Genomic DNA, 18,650 nt, shown 5'->3' on the forward strand with positions numbered 1-18,650 from the left:
GCAGTGCAGGCAAGGGTCAACGATGCGGGCGGCGACGCGCGGTTACGTTGTGGCGTTGGCTGCGCGCATGAAATCCAGGAATACCCTCAGCTTGGGTGCAAGTTGTTCGCGCGAGGGGTAGTAAAGATGGAAGCCGGCATAGGCCGGCTGCCAGTCTTCCAGCAGGGCGACCAGGTCACCGGTATCGATCGCTGCGCGCGCGATCGGTTCGAATACCTGCAACAGGCCGATGCCCGCACGCGCCGCCTGCAATGCCAGCGGACTGTCATTGAGCAAGAGAGGGCCGCTGACATCCAGGGTGAAGTCGCGGCCTTCGCGGCTGAACTCCCAGGCCATCACCCGGCCGTTGCTGCTGCGGTGGCGGATGCAGGCATGGCTCATCAACGCCTCGGGCGTACTCGGGGTGCCGTGCCGCTGCAGATAGTCCGGTGCGGCCACGACGGTCCAGCGCAGCGGTGGCCCCAGTGGAACAGCGATCATGCCGTCGGCCAAGGATTCGCCCAGGCGGATGCCGGCATCGAAACCTTCGCCAACCACATCGACCATGGCGGCCTGCATCGCCAGTTCCACCTCCACTTGCGGGTAGGCCTGGTGGAATGCCGCCAGGTGCGGCAGCAGGAGGTACTCGATGGCAAAGCGCGGTGCGGTGATGCGCAGCTGGCCGGTGGCGACATCGCGGTTCTGCTCGACCGCGCACAGCGCATCGCGGATCTGCGCCAGCGCTGGCGCGGTTTCCTGCAACAGGCGATGGCCGGCTTCGGTCAGCCCGACCCGACGTGTGGTCCGCTGCAACAGGCGGGTGCCGAGGCGGTGTTCCAGGTTGCGGATGGTCTGTGACAAGGCCGAGGGCGAGACCGCCAGCTCGTCGGCGGCGCGGCGGAAGCTGGCATGGCGGGCGACGCAGGCAAAGGCCGATAGGGCGGGGAGCAGCGAGGCGTCCATTGTGAAGGCTTGCTTCATGGTAAGTGCGGAGTATCTGCCTTTATCGCCATAGTGGCGAGCGCCTACAGTGGCCATCCCCGTTCCTGAGCTGGAGTTGCCAATGAAAACCCGAGTGCTTGGCCGTGATGGCCCGGTTGTTTCCGCGTTGGGCCTGGGCTGCATGGGTATGAGCGCGTTCTATGGCGGTCGCGGTGACGACGCCGCCTCGATCGCGGTGATCCATCGTGCGCTGGAGCGCGGCGTGACGCTGTTGGATACCGCCGACATGTACGGCCCGCATACCAATGAGGTGCTTGTCGGCAAGGCGATTGCCGACCGTCGCGGGCAGGTGTTCCTGGCCACCAAGTTCGGCGTGCGTCTGGATGCCAGTGATGCGCAGGCGCGTGGTGTCGATGGCCGGCCGGCGTATGTGCAGGCGGCCTGTGAGGCCAGCCTGCAGCGGCTGGGCGTGGATCATATCGATCTGTACTACCAGCACCGTGTCGACCCGCAGGTGCCGATCGAGGACACGGTTGGTGCGATGGCGCGGCTGGTCGAGCAGGGCAAGGTGCGTTATCTGGGGCTGTCCGAGGCAGCGCCGCAGACGATCCGCCGCGCGCATGCGGTCCATCCGATCACCGCGCTGCAGACCGAGTATTCGCTGTGGTCACGCGAGCCGGAGCAGAACGACGTGCTGGCGACGGTACGTGAGCTGGGCATTGGCTTCGTGCCGTACTCGCCGCTGGGTCGTGGTTTTTTGACCGGTGCTATCCGCAGCCCGGCTGATTTCGAGGCCGACGATTACCGACGCCATTCCCCGCGCTTCCAGGGCGAGAACTTCGCCCGCAACCTGGCCCTGGTGGAACAGGTCAATGCGATTGCCGCCGACAAGGGCGTCAGCCCGGGGCAACTGGCGCTGGCATGGGTGCTGGCGCAGGGCGATGACCTGGTACCGATCCCGGGCACCAAGCGTTTGGCCTACCTGGAGGAAAACCTGGGTGCGCTGGATGTGGTGCTCGGTGCCGAGGACCTGGCGCGGATCGATGCCGTGTTCCCGGTGGATGCGGCTGCCGGCCTGCGTTATCCGGCGGCGAGCATTGGTAGCGTGCATCGCTAGCGCCGAGCGATGCTCGGCGGGGAATTACAGATGTAGAGCCGAGCCATGCTCGGCTGAGGCTTTACCGGTGGAGCCTCTGCCGAGCATGGCTCGGCACTACATTGGGCTTTACCAGTAGAGCCTCTGCCGAGCATGGCTCGGCACTACATGCCCCCTCCCTTGCACGAAGTGCAGGGGAGGGTTTGGGAGGGGTAGCTTCTGCGGCGTTACCGGTAGAGCCCCTGCCGAGCATGGCTCGGCACTACAGGTTACTGCTGCTCACGCGCGATCGCGCGCCAGCCGATGTCGTTGCGGTGGAACTCGTTGGCCCAGTGGATCTTGGCCACACCTGCATAGGCGCGCTTCTGTGCATCGCTCACGCTGTCACCCAATGCAGCAACACACAGCACACGACCGCCGGCGCTGACCACGTTGCCGTCGGCGTCCAGTGCGGTGCCGGCATGGAATACCTTGGCACTGGCCGGCACGTCGCCCAGTCCGCTGATCACATCACCGGTGATCGGCGTTCCCGGGTAGGGCTTGGCGGCCAGTACAACGCCCAGCGACGGACGCGGATCCCATTGCGCATCCACGCCTGCCAACGCGCCATCAATGGCCGCCTCCACCAGGTCCACCAGATCCGACTGCAGGCGCAGCATCACTGGCTGGGTTTCCGGGTCGCCGAAGCGCACATTGAATTCGATCACCTTCGGTGCGCCATCGGCATCGATCATCAAACCGGCATACAGGAAACCGGTGAACGGCACACCGTCGGCGATCATGCCGGCCACGGTCGGCTCCACCACCTCGCGCATCACCCGTGCATGCACGGCCGGCGTCACCACCGGCGCCGGCGAGTACGCGCCCATGCCGCCGGTATTGGGGCCGGTGTCGCCATCGCCCACGCGCTTGTGGTCCTGGCTGGTGGCCATCGGCAACGCGATGCGACCATCGACCATCGAAATGAAACTGGCTTCTTCGCCTTCCAGGAATTCCTCGATCACCACGCGCGCACCGGCATCGCCAAAGGCATTGCCGCTGAGCATGTCGTGCACGGCGGCTTCGGCTTCTTCCATTGTCATCGCCACGATCACGCCCTTGCCGGCGGCAAGCCCGTCGGCCTTGATCACGATGGGCGCGCCCTTTTCGTGCAGGTAGGCCAGTGCGGCATCAACCTCGGTGTGCACGGCGTAGTACGCAGTGGGAATGCCATGGCGTGCCAGGAAGTCCTTGGCGAAGGCCTTGCTGCCTTCCAGCTGCGCAGCGGCAGCCGTCGGCCCGAAGATACGCAGGCCGGCGTCGCGGAAGCGATCGACCACGCCCAGCACCAGCGGTACTTCCGGGCCGACCACGGTCAGGCCCACGGCCTCGTCCTGGGCCAGCTTCAGCAGGCCATCAATGTCGTTGACCTTGATCGCAACATTGCGGCATTTGCCCTCGGTGGCGGTGCCTGCGTTGCCGGGGGCGACGATCACTTCGCTTACGCGCGCTGATTGCGCCAACTTCCAAGCCAGGGCATGTTCGCGGCCACCAGAGCCGATGACGAGGATTTTCATGGGGTCAGTTCCTGAGGGGCATCAATGGGGGGTGCAATGCTTGGCTTTCAGTTCGACTTCAAAAAACACCGCGCCCTTGGCATCCACGAAGCGGCGGCGCACACCACCACCTGCGGCATAGACCGGGGCCAATGCCGGTTCCATGCAGAGCTCGGTGATGGATTCGTCTTCGTCACGGCGCAATGCCTCGAATACTTCAGGTTTTGCTTTGGCCATGGCGACAGTCGCACCGGGAAAGCGCACGACGAAGACGATGTCGTCGCCGTGGCGGTGCGCCGAGTCGGTGATCAAACCATCGCGGTAAGGCTTGGGAAGCTGCGTGCCAAGTGTGGCCAGGGCGCTGTGCTGGGCTTCAGTGAGCTTGCCGTTGCCACAGCCGGTAAGCAGTACGCCGCAGCAGGCGACGGTAACGGTGAGAAGAACACTGCGCATCAGCTGCAAGCCTCGATCTGCATGGTGGAAGGGATTTGATAGCGGGCTTGCGCCGGGTCATAGGCGATGCTGTGCGTCGCATCCACCTTGCCCTTGCAGCCGCGGCCAGTCTCGTGCACGCGCAGCGGCCAGTAAGGTAGCTGCGCTTGGCTGTCGTCGGGTACGGCGTCGAAATTCAGGTCCAGGCTGCCGTTCCTGCAGTTGCCGGTGCTGCCGCAGTCCACTGCGTTGTGGTCGTCCAGGTGCGTGCGCAGCCAACCGGCGTCATGCAGCGCGTCGTTGCCGGTAAATACCACCCACGAACGGTTACGCATGCGGGCGCCAATCTGCAGCACTTCGTCATCGACTTGATAGGCCCAGGCAGCGGCACCTACCTGCACGGTAGTGACGCTCCCCGGTTGGCCGTTGGCACCGCTGGCGCGCCCGGAAAGTTCTGCTGCCAGCTGCATGCTGCCGTCGACCGCTTCACGCAACACGATGAAATCGCTGGTGCCCAACTCGATCGAGCTTGCGTTGTCGTAGTGCGTGCATACCGCAAGCATGCGGTAGCGGCTCTCGCTGATGACAACACTCTGGTCGGCACAGACGTCGCGACGGACCGGGCGTGCGTGCCCGGTGCCAGCATCTTCCAGCTGCTGTGCCCACTCCCCCTGCAATTGCGAGGGGGCACCGTAACGCTGTTGCAGCAGCGCCAGTACGGCGTCGTCGTGGCGCAGTACTGGCGGCTTGTCGGCATCGGCCGATGGCGCAGGCGTGCCCTGTTGGCAGGCGGCCAACAGCGCCGCGATCGCCAGGGCAACCCCCTTTTGAAACACCCCTGTCGCCATCGATGCGGTACTCAGTGACGGAAGTGGCGCACGCCAGTGAACACCATGGCGATGCCATGTTCGTCGGCGGCAGCGATCACTTCGTTGTCGCGCATCGAACCACCCGGCTGGATCACCGCGGTGATGCCAGCTTCGGCAGCGGCATCCAGGCCATCGCGGAACGGGAAGAACGCATCCGATGCCATCACCGAACCCGGCACCACCAGGCCAGCATCGGCGGCCTTGATGCCGGCGATGCGTGCCGAGTAGACGCGGCTCATCTGGCCGGCGCCAACGCCGATGGTGCGCTCGTCCTTGGCATAGACAATCGCATTGGACTTGACGTACTTGGCCACACGCCAGGCGAACAGCAGGTCACGCAGCTCGGCAGCCGTCGGCGCGCGCTGGGTGACGGTCTTCAGCTCGTCGGCGCTCATGCCGCGGTTGTCGGCGCTCTGGATCAGCAGGCCCGAACCAATGCGCTTGGTGTCGTAGTTGTTGCGGGCATCGCCAGCCGGGATGCGCAGCACGCGCACATTGGCCTTCTTGGTGGCGTATTCCAGCGCAGCTGGTTCGTAGTCCGGGGCGATCAGCACTTCGACGAACTGGCGATCGAGGATGGCTTTGGCGGTGGCCGCGTCCAGCGTGCGGTTGAAGGCGAGGATGCCGCCGAAGGCGCTGGTCGGGTCGGTGTTGTAAGCCATTTCGTAGGCGGCGCCGATATCGGCAGCCACGGCGACACCGCAGGGATTGGCGTGCTTGACGATGACACAGGCCGGCACGTCGAACTGGCGCACGCATTCCCATGCGGCATCGGCGTCGGCCAGGTTGTTGTAGCTCAGTTCCTTGCCCTGCAGCTGCACGAAGGTCGCCAGGGTGCCCGGCACCGGGTACAGGTCACGGTAGAACACGCCGCTCTGGTGCGGGTTTTCGCCGTAGCGCAGGTCCATGACCTTGATGAAAGAAGAATTCATCTGCGCCGGGTATTCATTGCGCACCGGCACCGCAGCAGTGGTGTCGGTGACGGCCGACAGATAATTGCTGATCGCCGCGTCGTACTGGGCGACGCGGTTGAACGCGGCCACCGACAGTTCAAAACGCTTGGCCGCCGACAGCTGGCCGTCGTTGTTGGCCAGTTCGGCCAGCAGCGCGTCGTATTGATCCGGGCTGGTAGCCACGGCAACGCGAGCGAAATTCTTGGCTGCGCTGCGCAGCATCGCCGGGCCACCGATGTCGATGTTTTCCACGGCATCGGCCAGGCTGCAATCGGCCTTGGCGGTGACCGACTCGAACGGATACAGGTTCAGTACCAGCAGGTCGATCGGGGCGATGCCGTGTTCAGCCATCACCCCATCATCGGTGCCGGCACGGCCGAGCAGGCCGCCGTGGACCATCGGGTGCAGGGTCTTGACCCGGCCGTCCATCATTTCCGGGAAGCCGGTGACATCGGACACGTCCTTGACCGGCAGGCCGGCCTCGCGGATTGCCTTGGCGGTGCCGCCGGTGGACAGCAGCTCGACGTTGCGGGCAGCCAGGGCACGGGCCAGATCGATCAGGCCGGTCTTGTCGGAAACGGACAGCAGAGCCCGGCGTACGGGCAGCAGATCAGAAGACATGGGGAGGCAGGGGGAAGCGGAAGCGGGCCCGTATTGTAGCCGCGCGGTCACATCCGTGGCCGGGAGATGGTGTGGCCGATGCCGGGCTGGGCAGGCAGAGCTGCTTCTGCAGTGCCGAGCCATGCTCGGCAGGAGTTCCCAGGCGATGCATCTGTAGTGCCGAGCCATGCTCGGCAGGGGCTTTCGACGTAATGCGTCTGCGGCACCGAGCCACGCTCGGCAGCTGCGGCTATTGGCAAGGCTTCAGCCGAGCATGGCTCGGCTCTACCTGGACCAGGAACGCGGGGGCTTATGCCAGCCCGTATTCCTTCAGCTTCTTGCGCAGGGTGGCGCGGTGAATGCCCAGCATCGCCGCGGCGCGGCTCTGGTTGCCTTCACAGTGGTTCAGAACTTCCACGAACAGCGGGATTTCCATCTCGCGCAGGACGATTTCATACACATCATCAGCATCACAGCCGTCCAGGTCGCGCAGATAGCGCCGTACGGACTGGGCGACATGTTCACGAAGCGGCGGCTTCGGAGCGCCACGACTGATGTCAGGACGGGTGGGGGCAGCGTTCAAGGGAGTTCCCGCTAGTTCGACAATGCCGGGCGTTGGCTGGCCCGGCGTGGGGGAGGGAGTCTAGCGCGTGGACCGCCGCCCTGCCACGCCGGGTGTCCCCGGTTACTGGAATTCGAAGCTGTAAGCGACCGTGGCAGAGGCCGGTTCGCGTAGGCGGAAGGACACCTGCGCGCTCTGTCCCGGCTCCAGCCGTGCCTGAAGATCGGCATCTGCGCCAAGGTATTCGGTCGGCTGCAGGGTGCGCCGGCCGATAACCCGGCCATCGGCGTCGGACAGGGAAAGCCGCAGCGCCGGCCACGCCTGGGCCCAGCGCGCGTCATTGCGGAAACTGGCCTGGACCTGCAAGGCGCCGGGCTGGCCTGGCACCGGTCGGATATCGCGGCTGAGCATGCTGAACGCGCTGGGCTCATGCCAGGCCGGCAGGCTGCAACGCAGCACCGTGCACAGGCCGGACACCAGCGGCCGGGTACCGGCGTCGGCGGCCAACTGGGCGCGGTCGGCGATGATCACTTGCAGGCCCAACAGCAGCACAAGTCCGCCGATCAGCCCCCATTGCCAGCGCGGGGTGGCGCTGGGCTTGGGCCGGGGGGCGCTGGCGGCACGCAGGAAGCTAGGCGCCGCGCCCGTTGTCGGCGTCGGGCTGGCCGTGGCAGGTGCCTCATTGTCGCCATCCTGGTCGGCATAGCCTTGCGCAGCCGGCTCCACGTCGGGGGCCGGTTCAGTCAAAGGCAACGCCGGTGTGAGGTCCAGTTGCGGCTGCGCGGCAGGTGCGGCTGCCGCCGGCACCGGCGCAGGCGCAGGCGCGTCGGCAGGCTTGGCGGTGGGCGGACCCTGCAGGAAGGTCGCCAGTGAGGGCCGCGAGGGCGTGGTTTCGTCAGTCATGGCTGCACAGGCCGGGGTACCGCCCCCATTCAAGCACGGCGCACGCCGGTGATGCGCATCCAGTCGCCATCCTGGGTGGCTTCGAGCTGGTCGAACCAGGCGGCATAGCGTTGCAGCAATTCATCTTCCTGGCCATGCAGGATGCCGGACAGGGCGATCTTGCCGCCTGCTGTAACGCGCGCGGCAAGCAGTTCAGCCAAGGCGTCCAGGGCGGAGGCCAGGATGTTGGCAACGACCACCGGATACGTGCCGACCGGCTCGTCTTCCGGCAGGTAGGCGGCGATGTGCACGCCGTTGCGCTCGCCGTTGTCGTGGGTGGCGATCAGGGCTTGGGGATCGTTGTCCACGCCCACCGCTGCGGCGGCACCGAGCTTCAGCGCGGCCAAGGCGAGGATGCCCGAGCCGCAGCCGAAATCCAGCACGGTGTTGCCGGCCAGTTCGCCGTTGGCAGCCAGTTGGTCCAGCCAGCGCAGGCACAGGGCGGTGGTCGGGTGGGTGCCGGAGCCGAAGGCCAGGCCCGGGTCCAGCCGCACGATGGCAGCGTCGGCGGCCTGTGCGGCCTCCGGCAATTCATGGTTCCACGGCACGATCCAGGTGCGCTGGCCGAACTGCATGGGCTGGAACTGGTCCAGCCAGGCCCGTTCCCAGTCCTCGTCCTGCACCGCGCGGAAGCTGGCGTTGCTCCATTCCAGGCCCGGGTCGAAGGACTCCAGCGCCGCCAGCAGGGCCAGTGCATTGGTGTCGGCCGGGAACAGCGCGCTCAGGGTCAGCTCGTTCCATAGTGGCGTTTCGCCGACGCCCGGCTCCAGGATTGCGCGTTCGTTGCTGGTATCTGCATCGGCGTCGAGCATGGTCACCGCCAGCGCGCCGACGTCATCGAGGGCGTTCTCGTAACGGGGCTGGGTGGTTTCGGTGCAGCGCAGGGTCAGTTCAAGGAAGGGCATGGGCGTACGACAACGGCGGGACAGGGCACGCATCCTAGACGAGGCGGGCGATGATTGCGCGCGTGAGAGGCGGCGGAGCGCAGTATTGCTACACTTTGCGCCATTCTCTTAGCTCCCGCCGACGGCTTTACCGATGTTGTCGCTGCTCGCTAGAAAACCTTGGTATCTGCTCGTACTGCCGGCAGCGCTGTTGGCGGTGGCGATGGGTTTGCGCAACGGCGGCAGCGGGCAGGGCGAGCTTGCCGAGATGGCCCAGACCGGGCAAACCCAATCCATGGGGGCCATCGAGCAGGCGCCAGCGCCTGAGGTGTCCGTCAGCGTGGGGCCGGGTCTTCCGCTGAATGTGCGGTCCCGGTTCGAGACGGGGCAGGGACTGTTTTCCTACTCACGCCAGCTGCGCACGGCAGCGGCGGCGGGTGATGCCGAAGCAGGCTGGATGCTCAGTCGCATTTATGACTATTGCGGCGTTTACGCGATGGACCCGTCGGCGTATGCCATCGATGGGCAGATGTTGACGACCCTGAAGCTGGACGCCGCGCCGGGGCTGCAGGCCGCCCGCGAGCGGGTGCGGCGCGGGTGCGAGGGTTTCTCCGCCGCCGACGGTTTGGGCAGCGCCTTGCTGGCCGAGCAGCGACAGTCGGCAGCGCGTGCCGGCAACCTGCCTGCCGAGGCGGCGTTGCTGGCAATGGGCAAACCCCTGCACAGCAGCGAGACCTATCAGCGCGAGCTGGTGGAACGTGTACTCGATTCGCAGGATCCAGAGGCATTTTTGGCGATTTCCCCGGCGATGGGGGTGGCGGCCGCAGGTAATCAGGCCTATACCGGCAAGGTGGCGGGCAGCCAACTCAGCCAGTTGGCCTGGCAGGTGGCAGCTTGCCGGCTGGGTTTGGCGTGTGGGCCGCAGAGTGCGTTGATGACCGCTTATTGCGCCAATGGCGGGGTGTGTTCGCGTGACCCCCGGCAGGACTTCGAGACTTTCGTTTACGACGCGGCAGTACCGAGACAAGGTGTGGAATCGATGAATCAAATGATCAACAGTCTGATCAGGAAGCGGGGGGATGGGCGATGAACTACCGTCGCTTTCTGCATGGCGCGAAGTTCTGGATATGGGTTGTGCTGCTGGTGGCGTATTCCGCCGGTGCCGTAGGCGTGGTGCTGATTGATACCTATGAGGCGCGCTACAGCCGACTGTCCAAGATCAAGCTGACCAATGTTCGTTCGGATGAGGATCTTCGACGCGCCGGCGCCAGTCAGGCTGCCGCGCTCTACCGTGCGCAGAGTGGCTTGCCGTTTTCGACCCTGCAGCCTGGTAGCAGTTTCCAGATCGTATGGCCTGATGGGTCGGTAGAGACAGTGAAGGTGGTCGACCCGACGTCGCCGCTGGGCACCGAGCCGGTCAAGGGCACCGTGGTGGACGCCGAGTAATCCGGCGTTTCCATCAGGCACAAAAAAGGCGGGAATTCCCGCCTTTTTTGTGCCTGCGCGCAATACCAAACAATGACCGGCTGCGGCGTCACCTGTAGTGCCGAGCCATGCTCGGCATGGGGCGTTACCAGTAGAGCCTCTGCCGAGCATGGCTCGGCACTACAGGGTAGCGCTTGGAAAGCTTCTGCCGAGCATGGCTCGGCACTACGGAAAGACAGAAAGCAGGTGCCGGGCATTGCCCGGCAACCGCCTTCAATCAGGTCAACGCGATCGAGCGGGTCTTGCGTTCGGCCAGGCGCTTTTCCAGGTAGTGGATGTTCTGCCCACCGGCCTGGAAGCCCTGGTCGCGCATGATGCGCTGCTGCAAGGCGACGTTGGTCTTGATGCCGTCCACCACCATCTCGCTCAGCGCCACCCGCATGCGGGCAATGGCGGTTTCGCGGTCCGGACCGTGCACGATCAGCTTGCCGATCATCGAGTCGTAGTTCGGCGGCACCTTGTAGCCGGCATAGATGTGCGTATCCACACGCACGCCCGGGCCGCCCGGCGGGTAGAAGCCGGTGATCAGGCCGGGGCTGGGAATGAAGGTTTCCGCGTCCTCGGCGTTGATGCGGCACTCGATGGCGTGGCCATGCAGCACCACGTCGCTCTGCTTGATGGTCAGCTTCTGGCCGGAGGCAATGCGCAGCTGTTCGGCAACCAGGTCGATGCCGGTCACCATCTCGGTCACCGGATGTTCCACCTGCACGCGGGTGTTCATTTCGATGAAGTAGAACTTGCCGTCTTCGAACAGGAACTCGAACGTACCGGCGCCGCGGTAGCCGATGCGGATGCAGGCTTCCACGCAGACCTTGCCGATCTGCTCGCGCAGTTCAGCGGTGATGCCCGGTGCCGGTGCTTCTTCCACCACCTTCTGGTGGCGGCGCTGCATCGAGCAGTCGCGCTCACCCAGGTGGATGGCGTTGCCCTGGCCATCGGCCAGCACCTGGATTTCCACGTGACGCGGGTTTTCCAGGTACTTCTCCATGTAGACCTCACCATTGCCGAACGCCGCCTTGGCTTCGGATTTGGTGGTCTCGATGGAGGCCTTCAGCGCACCTTCGGCATGCACCACGCGCATGCCGCGGCCGCCGCCGCCGCCCGATGCCTTGATGATGACCGGGTAGCCGATCTCACGGGCAATCTTGGTGTTGGCGACGATATCGTCGCCCAGCGGGCCGCCCGAGCCGGGCACGCACGGCACGCCGGCGGCCTTCATCGCGCGGATGGCTTCGACCTTGTCGCCCATCAGGCGGATGGTTTCCGCACGCGGGCCGATGAAGATGAAACCGGATTGCTCCACGCGCTCGGCGAAGTCGGCGTTCTCGGACAGGAAGCCGTAGCCCGGGTGGATGGCCTGCGCGTCGGTGACCTCGGCCGCGGCGATCAACGCCGGGATGTTGAGGTAGCTTTCCGACGACGGTGCCGGGCCGATGCAGACCGACTCGTCGGCCATGGCCACGTGTTTGAGGTTGCGGTCAACGGTGGAATGCACCGCGACCGTGCGGATGCCAAGGGTGTGGCACGCGCGCAGGATGCGCAGCGCGATTTCACCCCGGTTGGCGATTACGACTTTATCGAGCATGAGATAAGGGCCGTTATTCGGGAATGGTGATTGGGGATTCGTAAGCAGTCTCCGGCTCACGGATGTTCCGCGGGCCTTCGAGTGCACGAATCAATGCATTGAGGCGTGAGAAGGTTCGGTCCAGCAGTTCCCACGTCGGGGCTTCCGCTTCGCAGAAGCGCAGGCGAATGGCCAGCTGCAGCTGGGTGTCCAGTTCGGACAGCGAGCCGCGGGCAATAGACAGGAAGCGTAGATAATCAGCAGTCGATCGCCGCGCAGCGCCTTCGGCGATGTTGGAGGGGATGCTGATTGCTGCCCTGCGCATCTGTGCTGTCAGGCCGAAGCGCTTGCTATCGGGAAACGCACTCGTGAAGCGGTAGACGGCCTCGACCAATGTCATGGCGTCACGCCAGACATCCAGTCGTTCATGGGGCCGCTCTTGCGAATCACGAATCACGAATCACCAATCCCCGTTTACTGGATCACGAACAGCGGCTGGTCGAACTCAACCGGGCTGCCGTTCTCGCCGAGGATGGCCACCACGGTGCCGGATACTTCGGCCTCGATCGGGTTGAACATCTTCATCGCCTCGATGATGGCCAGGGTTTCACCGGCCTTGATGGTCTGGCCGACGCTGACGAAGGCCGGCTTGTCCGGCGAGGACGAGGAATAGAAAGTGCCGACCATCGGCGCGCGCTGCACGTGGCCTTCCGGCAGGGCATTGCCCGGCTTGGCGGTGCCGCCGGTGGAGGCTTCGGTCGGGCCGCTCATCGGCATGGCCGGGGCGGCCGCTGCGGCCGGGGCGGCGGCATAGACCGGCGCCGGCGCGGCGACATAGCCGCCTACCGGATTGCGCGACAGGCGTACGGATTCTTCGCCTTCCTTGATCTCGATCTCGGCCAGGTTCGACTCTTCCAGCAGGTCGATGAGCTTCTTGATTTTGCGCAGATCCATGAGGGCCTCTTTGGTTGCAGTAAGTCAGTAAGGAGAAGGCGCGGTGCGCCCGGGTCAAAGTTCGTAGAAAGCGCGCAGCTGCCGGGTACGGTCCTGCGCGTGGGTGATAAGACAGTGCATCTGCGCGCCATTGCGCGATGTACCGTCGGCATTGAAGGCGTAGACCGCGTCGCAATCCTTGTCGCGCAGCTGGATCCAGGCGCGTTGGGCGACGATCAGCTGCTGTTCGGCCTCGACGCATTGTGAGCAGCTGCCATCGGCGGCCTGCTGCTGCAGCTGGCGGCGGGCCTGCTTGTAGGTGGCGTTCAACAGCGCATCGGCATCGGTAGCACGGTCGGAGGCGCACAGGTCGCTCTCCGACGTGCTGGTCGGGTTCGCGCAGTCGATGCCCTCGGCGGCGCGCTCCAGGTTCTGCGCATGGGCAGCGGCCAGCGGCAGGCACGCCATGGCCATTGCCGGCAGCAAGCGCGGCAGGGTGTTCACGCAGCCACTCCCACCCGGGCCAATGCGGCATCCATCGCATAGCGGTAACTGTCGGCGCCAAAGCCGCAGATCACGCCGACGGCCTTGTCACTCAGGTAGCTGTGCTGGCGGAAGGGCTCGCGCGCATGCGGGTTGGACAAGTGGATCTCGATGAACGGAATCGCCACCCCGGCCAGCGCATCGCGCAGGGCCACCGAGGTATGGGTGAAGGCGGCGGGGTTGATCAGGATGAAAGCGGTTCCATCGGCGCGCGCAGCCTGCACCCGGTCCACCAGCACATGCTCGGCGTTGGACTGCAGGTGTTCGCTCTGGTGCCCCTGTGCCTGTGCCTGCGCGGCCAGCGCAGCGTCGATCTGCGCCAGCGTGGTGTGGCCGTAGACGTCGGGCTCGCGGGTGCCCAGCAGGTTGAGGTTGGGGCCGTGAAGGACCAGCAGTTTTGCCATGTGCCAAGGGTCGGCGGGGAAGGGCGGCAGTGTGAGGGAAGCGGGGAATACTGTCCAGTTCGACGAAATTAGCCGTGTTTTAATCGATTGTTTGAATTTTACAATGATGCTGGAGTGGCTTGTGGGGCGGTGTGTACGCGCTTCTTGAGGTGACAGCAGGGGGCAACTTCCCGGCATGGGCCAGAAGCCCCTCATCACCACGATGCGCAGAACTTGCGAGGAAATGAGCGAAGTTGGGCCTCCCACAAGACCCGCGACGACCAAAGCCCCTCTCCCTTTCGGGAGAGGGGTTGGGGTGAGGGCGGAACGAAGCAGCCATCCTGGATCTGCGGGAAACCATCCGTACCTGGCTTCAAACGATGAAGCCAAAGCCAAAGCCCCCCTCATCCGCCCCGTGGGGGCACCTTGCCCCAAGAAGGGGGCTGCAGTCCCGTCAACGGGAGAAGGCACAGCTGGCCCCCAGCGTTCCCAGTAATCACTCATTAATAGACGACCGGTCTATTTTGAGTAAGATTCGCTCCATGAATCTATCCCCCAAAGCCCAGGCCACCCGCCAGCACATCCTGGACACCGGCTGCCGGCTGGTCCTGCAGAAGGGCTTCGCCGCGCTCGGTCTGCAGGAAATCCTCAAGGCCTGCGCCGTTCCCAAGGGCTCCTTCTATCACTACTTCGCGTCCAAGGAAGTCTTCGGTTGCGAGCTGCTGCAACAGTACGTAGACGACTACGGGCGCAAGCTGGAGCAGCTGCTGGCCGAGCCCGGCAATGGTCGCGAACGGCTGATGCGCTACTGGGATGCCTGGGCGCGCGACCCGGCCGATCCGGCGCAGGGTTGGGCCGAAGAATGCCTGGTGGTGAAGCTGGCCGCCGAGGTGTCCGACCTTTCCGAAGACATGCGCCGCGTACTCGACCAGGGTGTGCAGCGCCTGCTGCAACGCATTGCCGCCCTGGTCGAAGAAGGCCGCGCCGACGGCTCGCTGCCCAAGGGCAAGCCCGCCCTGCAGGTTGCCCGCGTGCTGTACCAGATGTGGCTGGGCGCGGCCCTGCTGTCCAAGCTCAGCCAGGACCGCCTGCCACTGCAACAGGCCTACGAGGCCACCGAACACCTGCTGACCTGCGACAACACCGTCGCAGCTGCTTCCCCCACCCACTGAAGGCACTGCCATGAATGTTCTGTTCGTACTGACCTCGCACGACCAGCTCGGCGACACCGGCCACAAGACCGGCTTCTGGCTGGAAGAATTCGCCGCACCGTATTACGTGTTCAAGGACGCCGGCGCCACCATCACCCTGGCATCGCCAGCCGGCGGCCAACCGCCGTTGGACCCGCGCAGTGATGAGCCCGATGCACAAACCCCGGCCACCGACCGCTTCCGCAGCGACCGCGACGCCCAGCAGCAACTCGCCAGCACGCTCCCACTGAAGCAGATTGATGCCGCCAAATTCGACGCGGTGTTCTACCCCGGCGGCCATGGCCCGCTCTGGGATCTGGCCCGCGATGCCGAGTCCATCGCCCTGATCGAAACCTTCGACCGCGCCAACAAGCCGCTGGGCCTGGTCTGCCATGCACCCGGCGCCTTGATCGCCGCACGCACAGCCGATGGCAAACCGCTGGTTGCTGGCCGCAAGGTCACCGGCTTTTCCAATAGTGAAGAGGAAGCCGTCGGCCTGACCGCGGTGGTGCCGTTCCTGATCGAAGACGAGTTCGCCCGTCTCGGCGGCAACTACAGCAAGGGCCCGGACTGGCAGCCCTACGTGCTCAGCGACGGGCACCTGGTCACCGGCCAGAACCCGGCCAGCTCCGAAGGCGTCGCCAAGGCCCTGCTCGCACAACTGCCCTGAGCCCCATGACCCGTAGCCCGGGTAAGCGAAGCGCACCGGGGAAACGAGCCATCAAGAAAAATCTGCAAATCCGCGTTCCACCAAAGTACCCCCCAACGCACCCCACAAGGAATCGGCAATGAAGATCTTCTACAAAACCCGCGCCACCGCCACGGGTGGCCGCGCCGGCCGCACCGCCTTGGACGACGGCAGCCTCGGCTTCGACCTGGCACTGCCGGGTTCCAACAAGGCCGGCACCAATCCCGAGCAGCTGTTTGCGCTCGGCTATGCCGCCTGCTTCGACAACGCCTTGCCGGTAGCGGCCAAGCAGCTGCAGTTGCAGCCGGCGGGCACCGCCACCTCGGTGGAGGTGGGCATCGGCCAGACGACTGAAGGTGGCTACGCGCTGGACATCGACCTGCACGTTGAAGTGAAGGGTCTGCCGCAGGCAGACGCCCAGCGTCTGGTCGAAGCCGCACACAAGATCTGCCCGTACTCCAACGCCACCCGCGGCAATGTGGATGTGCGCCTGCACGTGACTGCGGTCTGATCCAAAGATCAAAGCCGGGTCAAAACCGGGGTCAGAGCGAAACCGGGGTCAGAGTGGGGTTTCGTTCCGAAACCCCACTCTGACCCCGGTTTCGCTCTGGCCCCGGTTTGGGCCTCGGTTCTGACCCGCAACAGGAGACAAACATGCGCAGTGCCATCCACACCACCTTTGGTGAACCAGCCGAAGTACTCGCACTCGGCGACAGTCCCGTCCCGCAGCCCGGCCCCGGCGAAGTACGGATCAAGACCCTGCTCGCGCCCATCCACAATCACGACCTATGGACCGTGCGCGGCAAGTACGGCTACAAGCCCACCCTGCCCGCCATCGGTGGCAGCGAAGCGGTGGGCATCGTTGATGCGGTGGGCGACGGTGTGCAGGGCATCACCATCGGCCAGCGTGTCATGGCCGCATCGGTACACGGCACCTGGGCCGAATACTTCATCGCCCCCGCGCGCATGGTCATTCCAGTGCCGGACGGCATCGCCGACGAAACCGCCGCGCAGCTGATCGCCATGCCGCTGAGCGCACTGATGCTGCTGGAATTCCTGCAGGCCGAACCGGGCCAATGGATCGTGCAGAACACCGCCAACGGTGCGGTCGGCAAGACCCTGGCCATGCTCGCGGCCGCCCGCGGTGTAAACGTGCTCGGCCTGGTGCGTCGCGATGCCGGCGTCGATGAACTCAAGGCGCTCGGCATCAACAATGTTCTGTCGACGGCACAGCCGGATTGGAAGTCGCGCGCGCAGGCGTTGCTTGGCGACAAGCTCGCCCACGCAGCAGTCGATTCCATCGGCGGCCAGGCCAGCGCGGACCTGGTGTCACTGCTCGGCGACAACGGTACGCTGGTCTCGTTCGGCACCATGGCCGGCGAAGCGATGCAGATTCCCTCCGGCGACCTGATCTTCAAACAGGCCACGGTCAAGGGCTTCTGGGGCAGCAAGGTCAGCCAGCAGATGTCGGTGGAAAACAAGCGGCGCCTGGTCGGCGAGCTGCTGCAGCGTGTGCTGAGTGGTGAGCTGGAGCTGCCGGTGCAGGCGGTCTACGAGCTGGGCGATGTTGCCGAGGCAGTGACGGCGAGCTTGTTGCCGGGACGCACGGGCAAGGTGTTGTTGAAGCCCTGATTTGGTCCGTCAAAATGATGCAGAGAGGCGACCACGAACACGCGTTCGGAGTCGCCTTTCTACTCTTGGATGGCAGCCAACGCCTCAGTGGGTGTCGTGTAAACCAATCAAGCAATGAGGGCCGAATAGACGTTTGCCGCAAGCTGGTGAGCTGCGGCCTGATTTGCAAGCATCAAGACATCGTCTTTGTCAGTCTCGGATCTGTGCTTGGATACCGTAACCAACTTGAATCTCGGGCTGAATGAATCCAGCATCGTGCCTACATTTCCCTTTGTGCGAGCTGCGCATACGATGATCTTGCAGTTCTCTGCGGCTAAGTGATCGATTAACTTCTTCAGGGGCGCAGTCACGTCACCTCGATTGACGATGCCAATTTTGATGCCGTTAATGGCAACGATCGCGCTGAAATCTATCTTGTACCCGATCTTCTTGAAGCCGATGGGCTTTGTACTCGGGGGCGCCAAGAGCAACTTGTACAGGATATGCAGTGTCGTGCTTTTCCCAGCATTGCTTGGACCACGGAGTGCGATGAGTTGCTTTTTCATCTATGAACTCTCTATCAAGACGTGGAATCAAATATTGAATACTGAAGAAGGCCGGAACCGCTCCAGCACACCCGCTGGATAGTCCCGCTGGAACGGCAGATCCTTGCGGTGCGCATAGCCGATATAGCAGTCGCAACGCTGGTTCGGGCATGCCCGTGCGCGCAGCTGGCCGGCGAAGCTGCCGTCGTACAGATTGCCCAGCGGCGTGGCGACGAAGTGGCAGCGTTTTACGTTGCCATCACCGTCCACCGATATCACGTTCTCGCCGGTGAAGCAGGGCGCGCCAAGGCTGGCCGAGGGTTCGAGGTTGAACAGGAAGTGCGGGTCCACACGCTGCAGTTGCTGGATCTCTGCCTCGCTGTAGTAGCCCGGTGGGCGCTCGTCGTAGGCGTTGATCCACAGCGGCACGCCGTCGGCAAGCTCAGCGCGCAGCAATTGGATCTCCTCCAGGTGCTCGCGCATCGCCACCATGCCCACCGTGTAGCGCACACCGCGCCGGTCCAGCTCGTGGCAGCGTGCCAGGAAGGCGGCACGGGTCACCTGCCCCGGGTGATACGTGCACCACAGCGCGAAGCTGTCGATGTTGACCGCATCCAGCCAGCGCGTGCCGATGCACAGGTTGGTCTGGATCACCACGCGGCGGACATGCGGCATATGGCTGAGCTGCACCATCGCATCGCGGTAGTGGCGGCGCACCAGTCCCTCTCCCCACGGTGTGAACAGCACCGACAGCTCCATCGTTTGTTGTTCCGCCCAGGCGACGAAGCGCGCCAGATCCTCGGCATCGCGGCGCAGCGCGGCGCGGGTGTCGTAGGTCTTGGCGAAGGGGCAGTACGGGCAGTCGTAGTTGCAACTGCTCAAACGGCCGCGATAGAGGAGGGAGAGATGCATGC

22 protein-coding genes are annotated in these 18,650 nt (G+C 64.7%); 7 read left to right on the plus strand and 15 right to left on the minus strand.

Annotated elements, in window-relative coordinates:
• Positions 1-42: 42 nt before the first annotated feature.
• On the minus strand, positions 43-960 hold the full coding sequence (locus RT460_RS07750) for a LysR family transcriptional regulator (RefSeq protein ID WP_313318217.1): 918 nt from the start codon (positions 958-960) through the stop codon (positions 43-45).
• An 82-nt stretch (positions 961-1,042) separates the two neighbouring features.
• On the opposite strand from RT460_RS07750, the gene RT460_RS07755 reads away from it, so the two are divergent.
• Positions 1,043-2,038 (plus strand): aldo/keto reductase, encoded by a 996-nt coding sequence (locus RT460_RS07755; RefSeq protein WP_313318218.1) that lies wholly within the window; start codon positions 1,043-1,045, stop codon positions 2,036-2,038.
• 248 nt (positions 2,039-2,286) lie between these two features.
• On the opposite strand, the gene purD is transcribed toward RT460_RS07755, so the two are convergent.
• From purD to prmA, 7 genes are all read right to left on the minus strand, one after another.
• Entirely contained in the window at positions 2,287-3,573 is a 1,287-nt protein-coding gene (purD, locus tag RT460_RS07760; RefSeq protein ID WP_313318219.1) for a phosphoribosylamine--glycine ligase, read from the minus strand.
• A 21-nt stretch (positions 3,574-3,594) separates the two neighbouring features.
• Positions 3,595-4,005: a hypothetical protein gene (locus RT460_RS07765; protein WP_313318220.1), complete on the minus strand. Its 411-nt coding sequence runs from the start codon at positions 4,003-4,005 to the stop codon at positions 3,595-3,597.
• Entirely contained in the window at positions 4,005-4,820 is an 816-nt protein-coding gene (locus RT460_RS07770; RefSeq protein ID WP_313318222.1) for a hypothetical protein, read from the minus strand. The genes RT460_RS07765 and RT460_RS07770 overlap by 1 nt, the downstream gene beginning before the upstream one ends.
• 23 nt (positions 4,821-4,843) lie before the next feature.
• A complete protein-coding gene (gene purH, locus RT460_RS07775; RefSeq protein ID WP_313318224.1) occupies positions 4,844-6,427 on the minus strand; it encodes a bifunctional phosphoribosylaminoimidazolecarboxamide formyltransferase/IMP cyclohydrolase in 1,584 nt (527 codons plus the stop codon).
• 289 nt (positions 6,428-6,716) lie between these two features.
• A complete protein-coding gene (fis, locus tag RT460_RS07780) occupies positions 6,717-6,989 on the minus strand; it encodes a DNA-binding transcriptional regulator Fis (RefSeq protein WP_313318226.1) in 273 nt (90 codons plus the stop codon).
• Positions 6,990-7,091: 102 nt separating this feature from the next.
• Positions 7,092-7,871 carry a DUF3426 domain-containing protein gene (locus RT460_RS07785; RefSeq protein WP_313318228.1) on the minus strand — a complete coding sequence of 260 codons (780 nt, stop codon included), beginning with the start codon at positions 7,869-7,871 and terminating at the stop codon, positions 7,092-7,094.
• Positions 7,872-7,900: 29 nt separating this feature from the next.
• Positions 7,901-8,815, minus strand: a complete 915-nt coding sequence (gene prmA, locus RT460_RS07790; protein WP_313318229.1) for a 50S ribosomal protein L11 methyltransferase — start codon at positions 8,813-8,815, stop codon at positions 7,901-7,903.
• A 133-nt stretch (positions 8,816-8,948) separates the two neighbouring features.
• Between prmA and RT460_RS07795 the strand changes: the two genes are divergently transcribed.
• Entirely contained in the window at positions 8,949-9,884 is a 936-nt protein-coding gene (locus RT460_RS07795; protein WP_313318230.1) for a hypothetical protein, read from the plus strand.
• Positions 9,881-10,240 (plus strand): hypothetical protein, encoded by a 360-nt coding sequence (locus tag RT460_RS07800; RefSeq protein WP_313318231.1) that lies wholly within the window; start codon positions 9,881-9,883, stop codon positions 10,238-10,240. The genes RT460_RS07795 and RT460_RS07800 overlap by 4 nt, the downstream gene beginning before the upstream one ends.
• Positions 10,241-10,496: 256 nt before the next feature.
• Here RT460_RS07800 and accC read toward each other — a convergent pair whose 3' ends face one another.
• The 5 genes from accC to aroQ are packed head-to-tail and all read right to left on the minus strand — an operon-like array spanning position 10,497 to position 13,723.
• Positions 10,497-11,864, minus strand: a complete 1,368-nt coding sequence (gene accC / locus RT460_RS07805; RefSeq protein WP_313318232.1) for an acetyl-CoA carboxylase biotin carboxylase subunit — start codon at positions 11,862-11,864, stop codon at positions 10,497-10,499.
• A gap of 13 nt (positions 11,865-11,877) precedes the next feature.
• On the minus strand, positions 11,878-12,300 hold the full coding sequence (locus tag RT460_RS07810; protein ID WP_313318233.1) for a four helix bundle protein: 423 nt from the start codon (positions 12,298-12,300) through the stop codon (positions 11,878-11,880).
• A 17-nt stretch (positions 12,301-12,317) separates the two neighbouring features.
• Entirely contained in the window at positions 12,318-12,797 is a 480-nt protein-coding gene (accB, locus tag RT460_RS07815) for an acetyl-CoA carboxylase biotin carboxyl carrier protein (protein ID WP_313318235.1), read from the minus strand.
• Positions 12,798-12,851: 54 nt separating this feature from the next.
• Entirely contained in the window at positions 12,852-13,280 is a 429-nt protein-coding gene (locus RT460_RS07820) for a lysozyme inhibitor LprI family protein (protein WP_313318236.1), read from the minus strand.
• On the minus strand, positions 13,277-13,723 hold the full coding sequence (gene aroQ, locus RT460_RS07825; protein WP_057627656.1) for a type II 3-dehydroquinate dehydratase: 447 nt from the start codon (positions 13,721-13,723) through the stop codon (positions 13,277-13,279). The genes RT460_RS07820 and aroQ overlap by 4 nt, the downstream gene beginning before the upstream one ends.
• A 521-nt stretch (positions 13,724-14,244) precedes the next feature.
• Here aroQ and RT460_RS07830 point away from each other — a divergent pair.
• The 4 genes from RT460_RS07830 (at position 14,245) to RT460_RS07845 (ending at position 17,212) form a co-directional block, all read left to right on the plus strand.
• Complete coding sequence (locus tag RT460_RS07830; protein ID WP_313318237.1) at positions 14,245-14,874, plus strand: TetR/AcrR family transcriptional regulator; 630 nt, start codon at positions 14,245-14,247, stop codon at positions 14,872-14,874.
• A gap of 10 nt (positions 14,875-14,884) precedes the next feature.
• Complete coding sequence (locus RT460_RS07835; RefSeq protein ID WP_313318238.1) at positions 14,885-15,562, plus strand: type 1 glutamine amidotransferase domain-containing protein; 678 nt, start codon at positions 14,885-14,887, stop codon at positions 15,560-15,562.
• Positions 15,563-15,680: 118 nt separating this feature from the next.
• Complete coding sequence (locus RT460_RS07840; RefSeq protein WP_313318239.1) at positions 15,681-16,091, plus strand: organic hydroperoxide resistance protein; 411 nt, start codon at positions 15,681-15,683, stop codon at positions 16,089-16,091.
• A gap of 143 nt (positions 16,092-16,234) precedes the next feature.
• On the plus strand, positions 16,235-17,212 hold the full coding sequence (locus RT460_RS07845; RefSeq protein WP_313318240.1) for a zinc-binding dehydrogenase: 978 nt from the start codon (positions 16,235-16,237) through the stop codon (positions 17,210-17,212).
• A 107-nt stretch (positions 17,213-17,319) separates the two neighbouring features.
• Here RT460_RS07845 and RT460_RS07850 read toward each other — a convergent pair whose 3' ends face one another.
• Together RT460_RS07850 and RT460_RS07855 are read right to left on the minus strand one after the other, a co-directional pair.
• The gene (locus RT460_RS07850; protein ID WP_313318241.1) at positions 17,320-17,757 is read right to left on the minus strand and encodes a hypothetical protein; all 438 of its coding nucleotides are present in this window, start codon (positions 17,755-17,757) and stop codon (positions 17,320-17,322) included.
• Positions 17,758-17,784: 27 nt separating this feature from the next.
• Positions 17,785-18,648, minus strand: a complete 864-nt coding sequence (locus tag RT460_RS07855) for an STM4011 family radical SAM protein (RefSeq protein WP_313318242.1) — start codon at positions 18,646-18,648, stop codon at positions 17,785-17,787.
• Positions 18,649-18,650 lie beyond the last annotated feature (2 nt).

It is taken from the genome of Stenotrophomonas sp., from assembly GCF_032061965.1.
In the GTDB taxonomy this organism is placed as follows: domain Bacteria; phylum Pseudomonadota; class Gammaproteobacteria; order Xanthomonadales; family Xanthomonadaceae; genus Stenotrophomonas.

Coding starts and splice junctions, on each gene's coding strand:
- RT460_RS07795 (WP_313318230.1), top strand. CDS start 8,949: ATGTTGTCGCTGCTCGCTAGAAAACCTTGGTATCTGCTCGTACTGCCG.
- RT460_RS07765 (WP_313318220.1), bottom strand. CDS start 4,005: ATGCGCAGTGTTCTTCTCACCGTTACCGTCGCCTGCTGCGGCGTACTG.
- prmA (WP_313318229.1), bottom strand. CDS start 8,815: ATGCCCTTCCTTGAACTGACCCTGCGCTGCACCGAAACCACCCAGCCC.
- RT460_RS07750 (WP_313318217.1), bottom strand. CDS start 960: ATGAAGCAAGCCTTCACAATGGACGCCTCGCTGCTCCCCGCCCTATCG.
- purH (WP_313318224.1), bottom strand. CDS start 6,427: ATGTCTTCTGATCTGCTGCCCGTACGCCGGGCTCTGCTGTCCGTTTCC.
- accB (WP_313318235.1), bottom strand. CDS start 12,797: ATGGATCTGCGCAAAATCAAGAAGCTCATCGACCTGCTGGAAGAGTCG.
- RT460_RS07845 (WP_313318240.1), top strand. CDS start 16,235: ATGCGCAGTGCCATCCACACCACCTTTGGTGAACCAGCCGAAGTACTC.
- aroQ (WP_057627656.1), bottom strand. CDS start 13,723: ATGGCAAAACTGCTGGTCCTTCACGGCCCCAACCTCAACCTGCTGGGC.
- RT460_RS07835 (WP_313318238.1), top strand. CDS start 14,885: ATGAATGTTCTGTTCGTACTGACCTCGCACGACCAGCTCGGCGACACC.
- RT460_RS07840 (WP_313318239.1), top strand. CDS start 15,681: ATGAAGATCTTCTACAAAACCCGCGCCACCGCCACGGGTGGCCGCGCC.
- RT460_RS07800 (WP_313318231.1), top strand. CDS start 9,881: ATGAACTACCGTCGCTTTCTGCATGGCGCGAAGTTCTGGATATGGGTT.
- accC (WP_313318232.1), bottom strand. CDS start 11,864: ATGCTCGATAAAGTCGTAATCGCCAACCGGGGTGAAATCGCGCTGCGC.
- RT460_RS07785 (WP_313318228.1), bottom strand. CDS start 7,871: ATGACTGACGAAACCACGCCCTCGCGGCCCTCACTGGCGACCTTCCTG.
- RT460_RS07855 (WP_313318242.1), bottom strand. CDS start 18,648: ATGCATCTCTCCCTCCTCTATCGCGGCCGTTTGAGCAGTTGCAACTAC.
- purD (WP_313318219.1), bottom strand. CDS start 3,573: ATGAAAATCCTCGTCATCGGCTCTGGTGGCCGCGAACATGCCCTGGCT.
- RT460_RS07755 (WP_313318218.1), top strand. CDS start 1,043: ATGAAAACCCGAGTGCTTGGCCGTGATGGCCCGGTTGTTTCCGCGTTG.
- RT460_RS07830 (WP_313318237.1), top strand. CDS start 14,245: ATGAATCTATCCCCCAAAGCCCAGGCCACCCGCCAGCACATCCTGGAC.
- RT460_RS07850 (WP_313318241.1), bottom strand. CDS start 17,757: ATGAAAAAGCAACTCATCGCACTCCGTGGTCCAAGCAATGCTGGGAAA.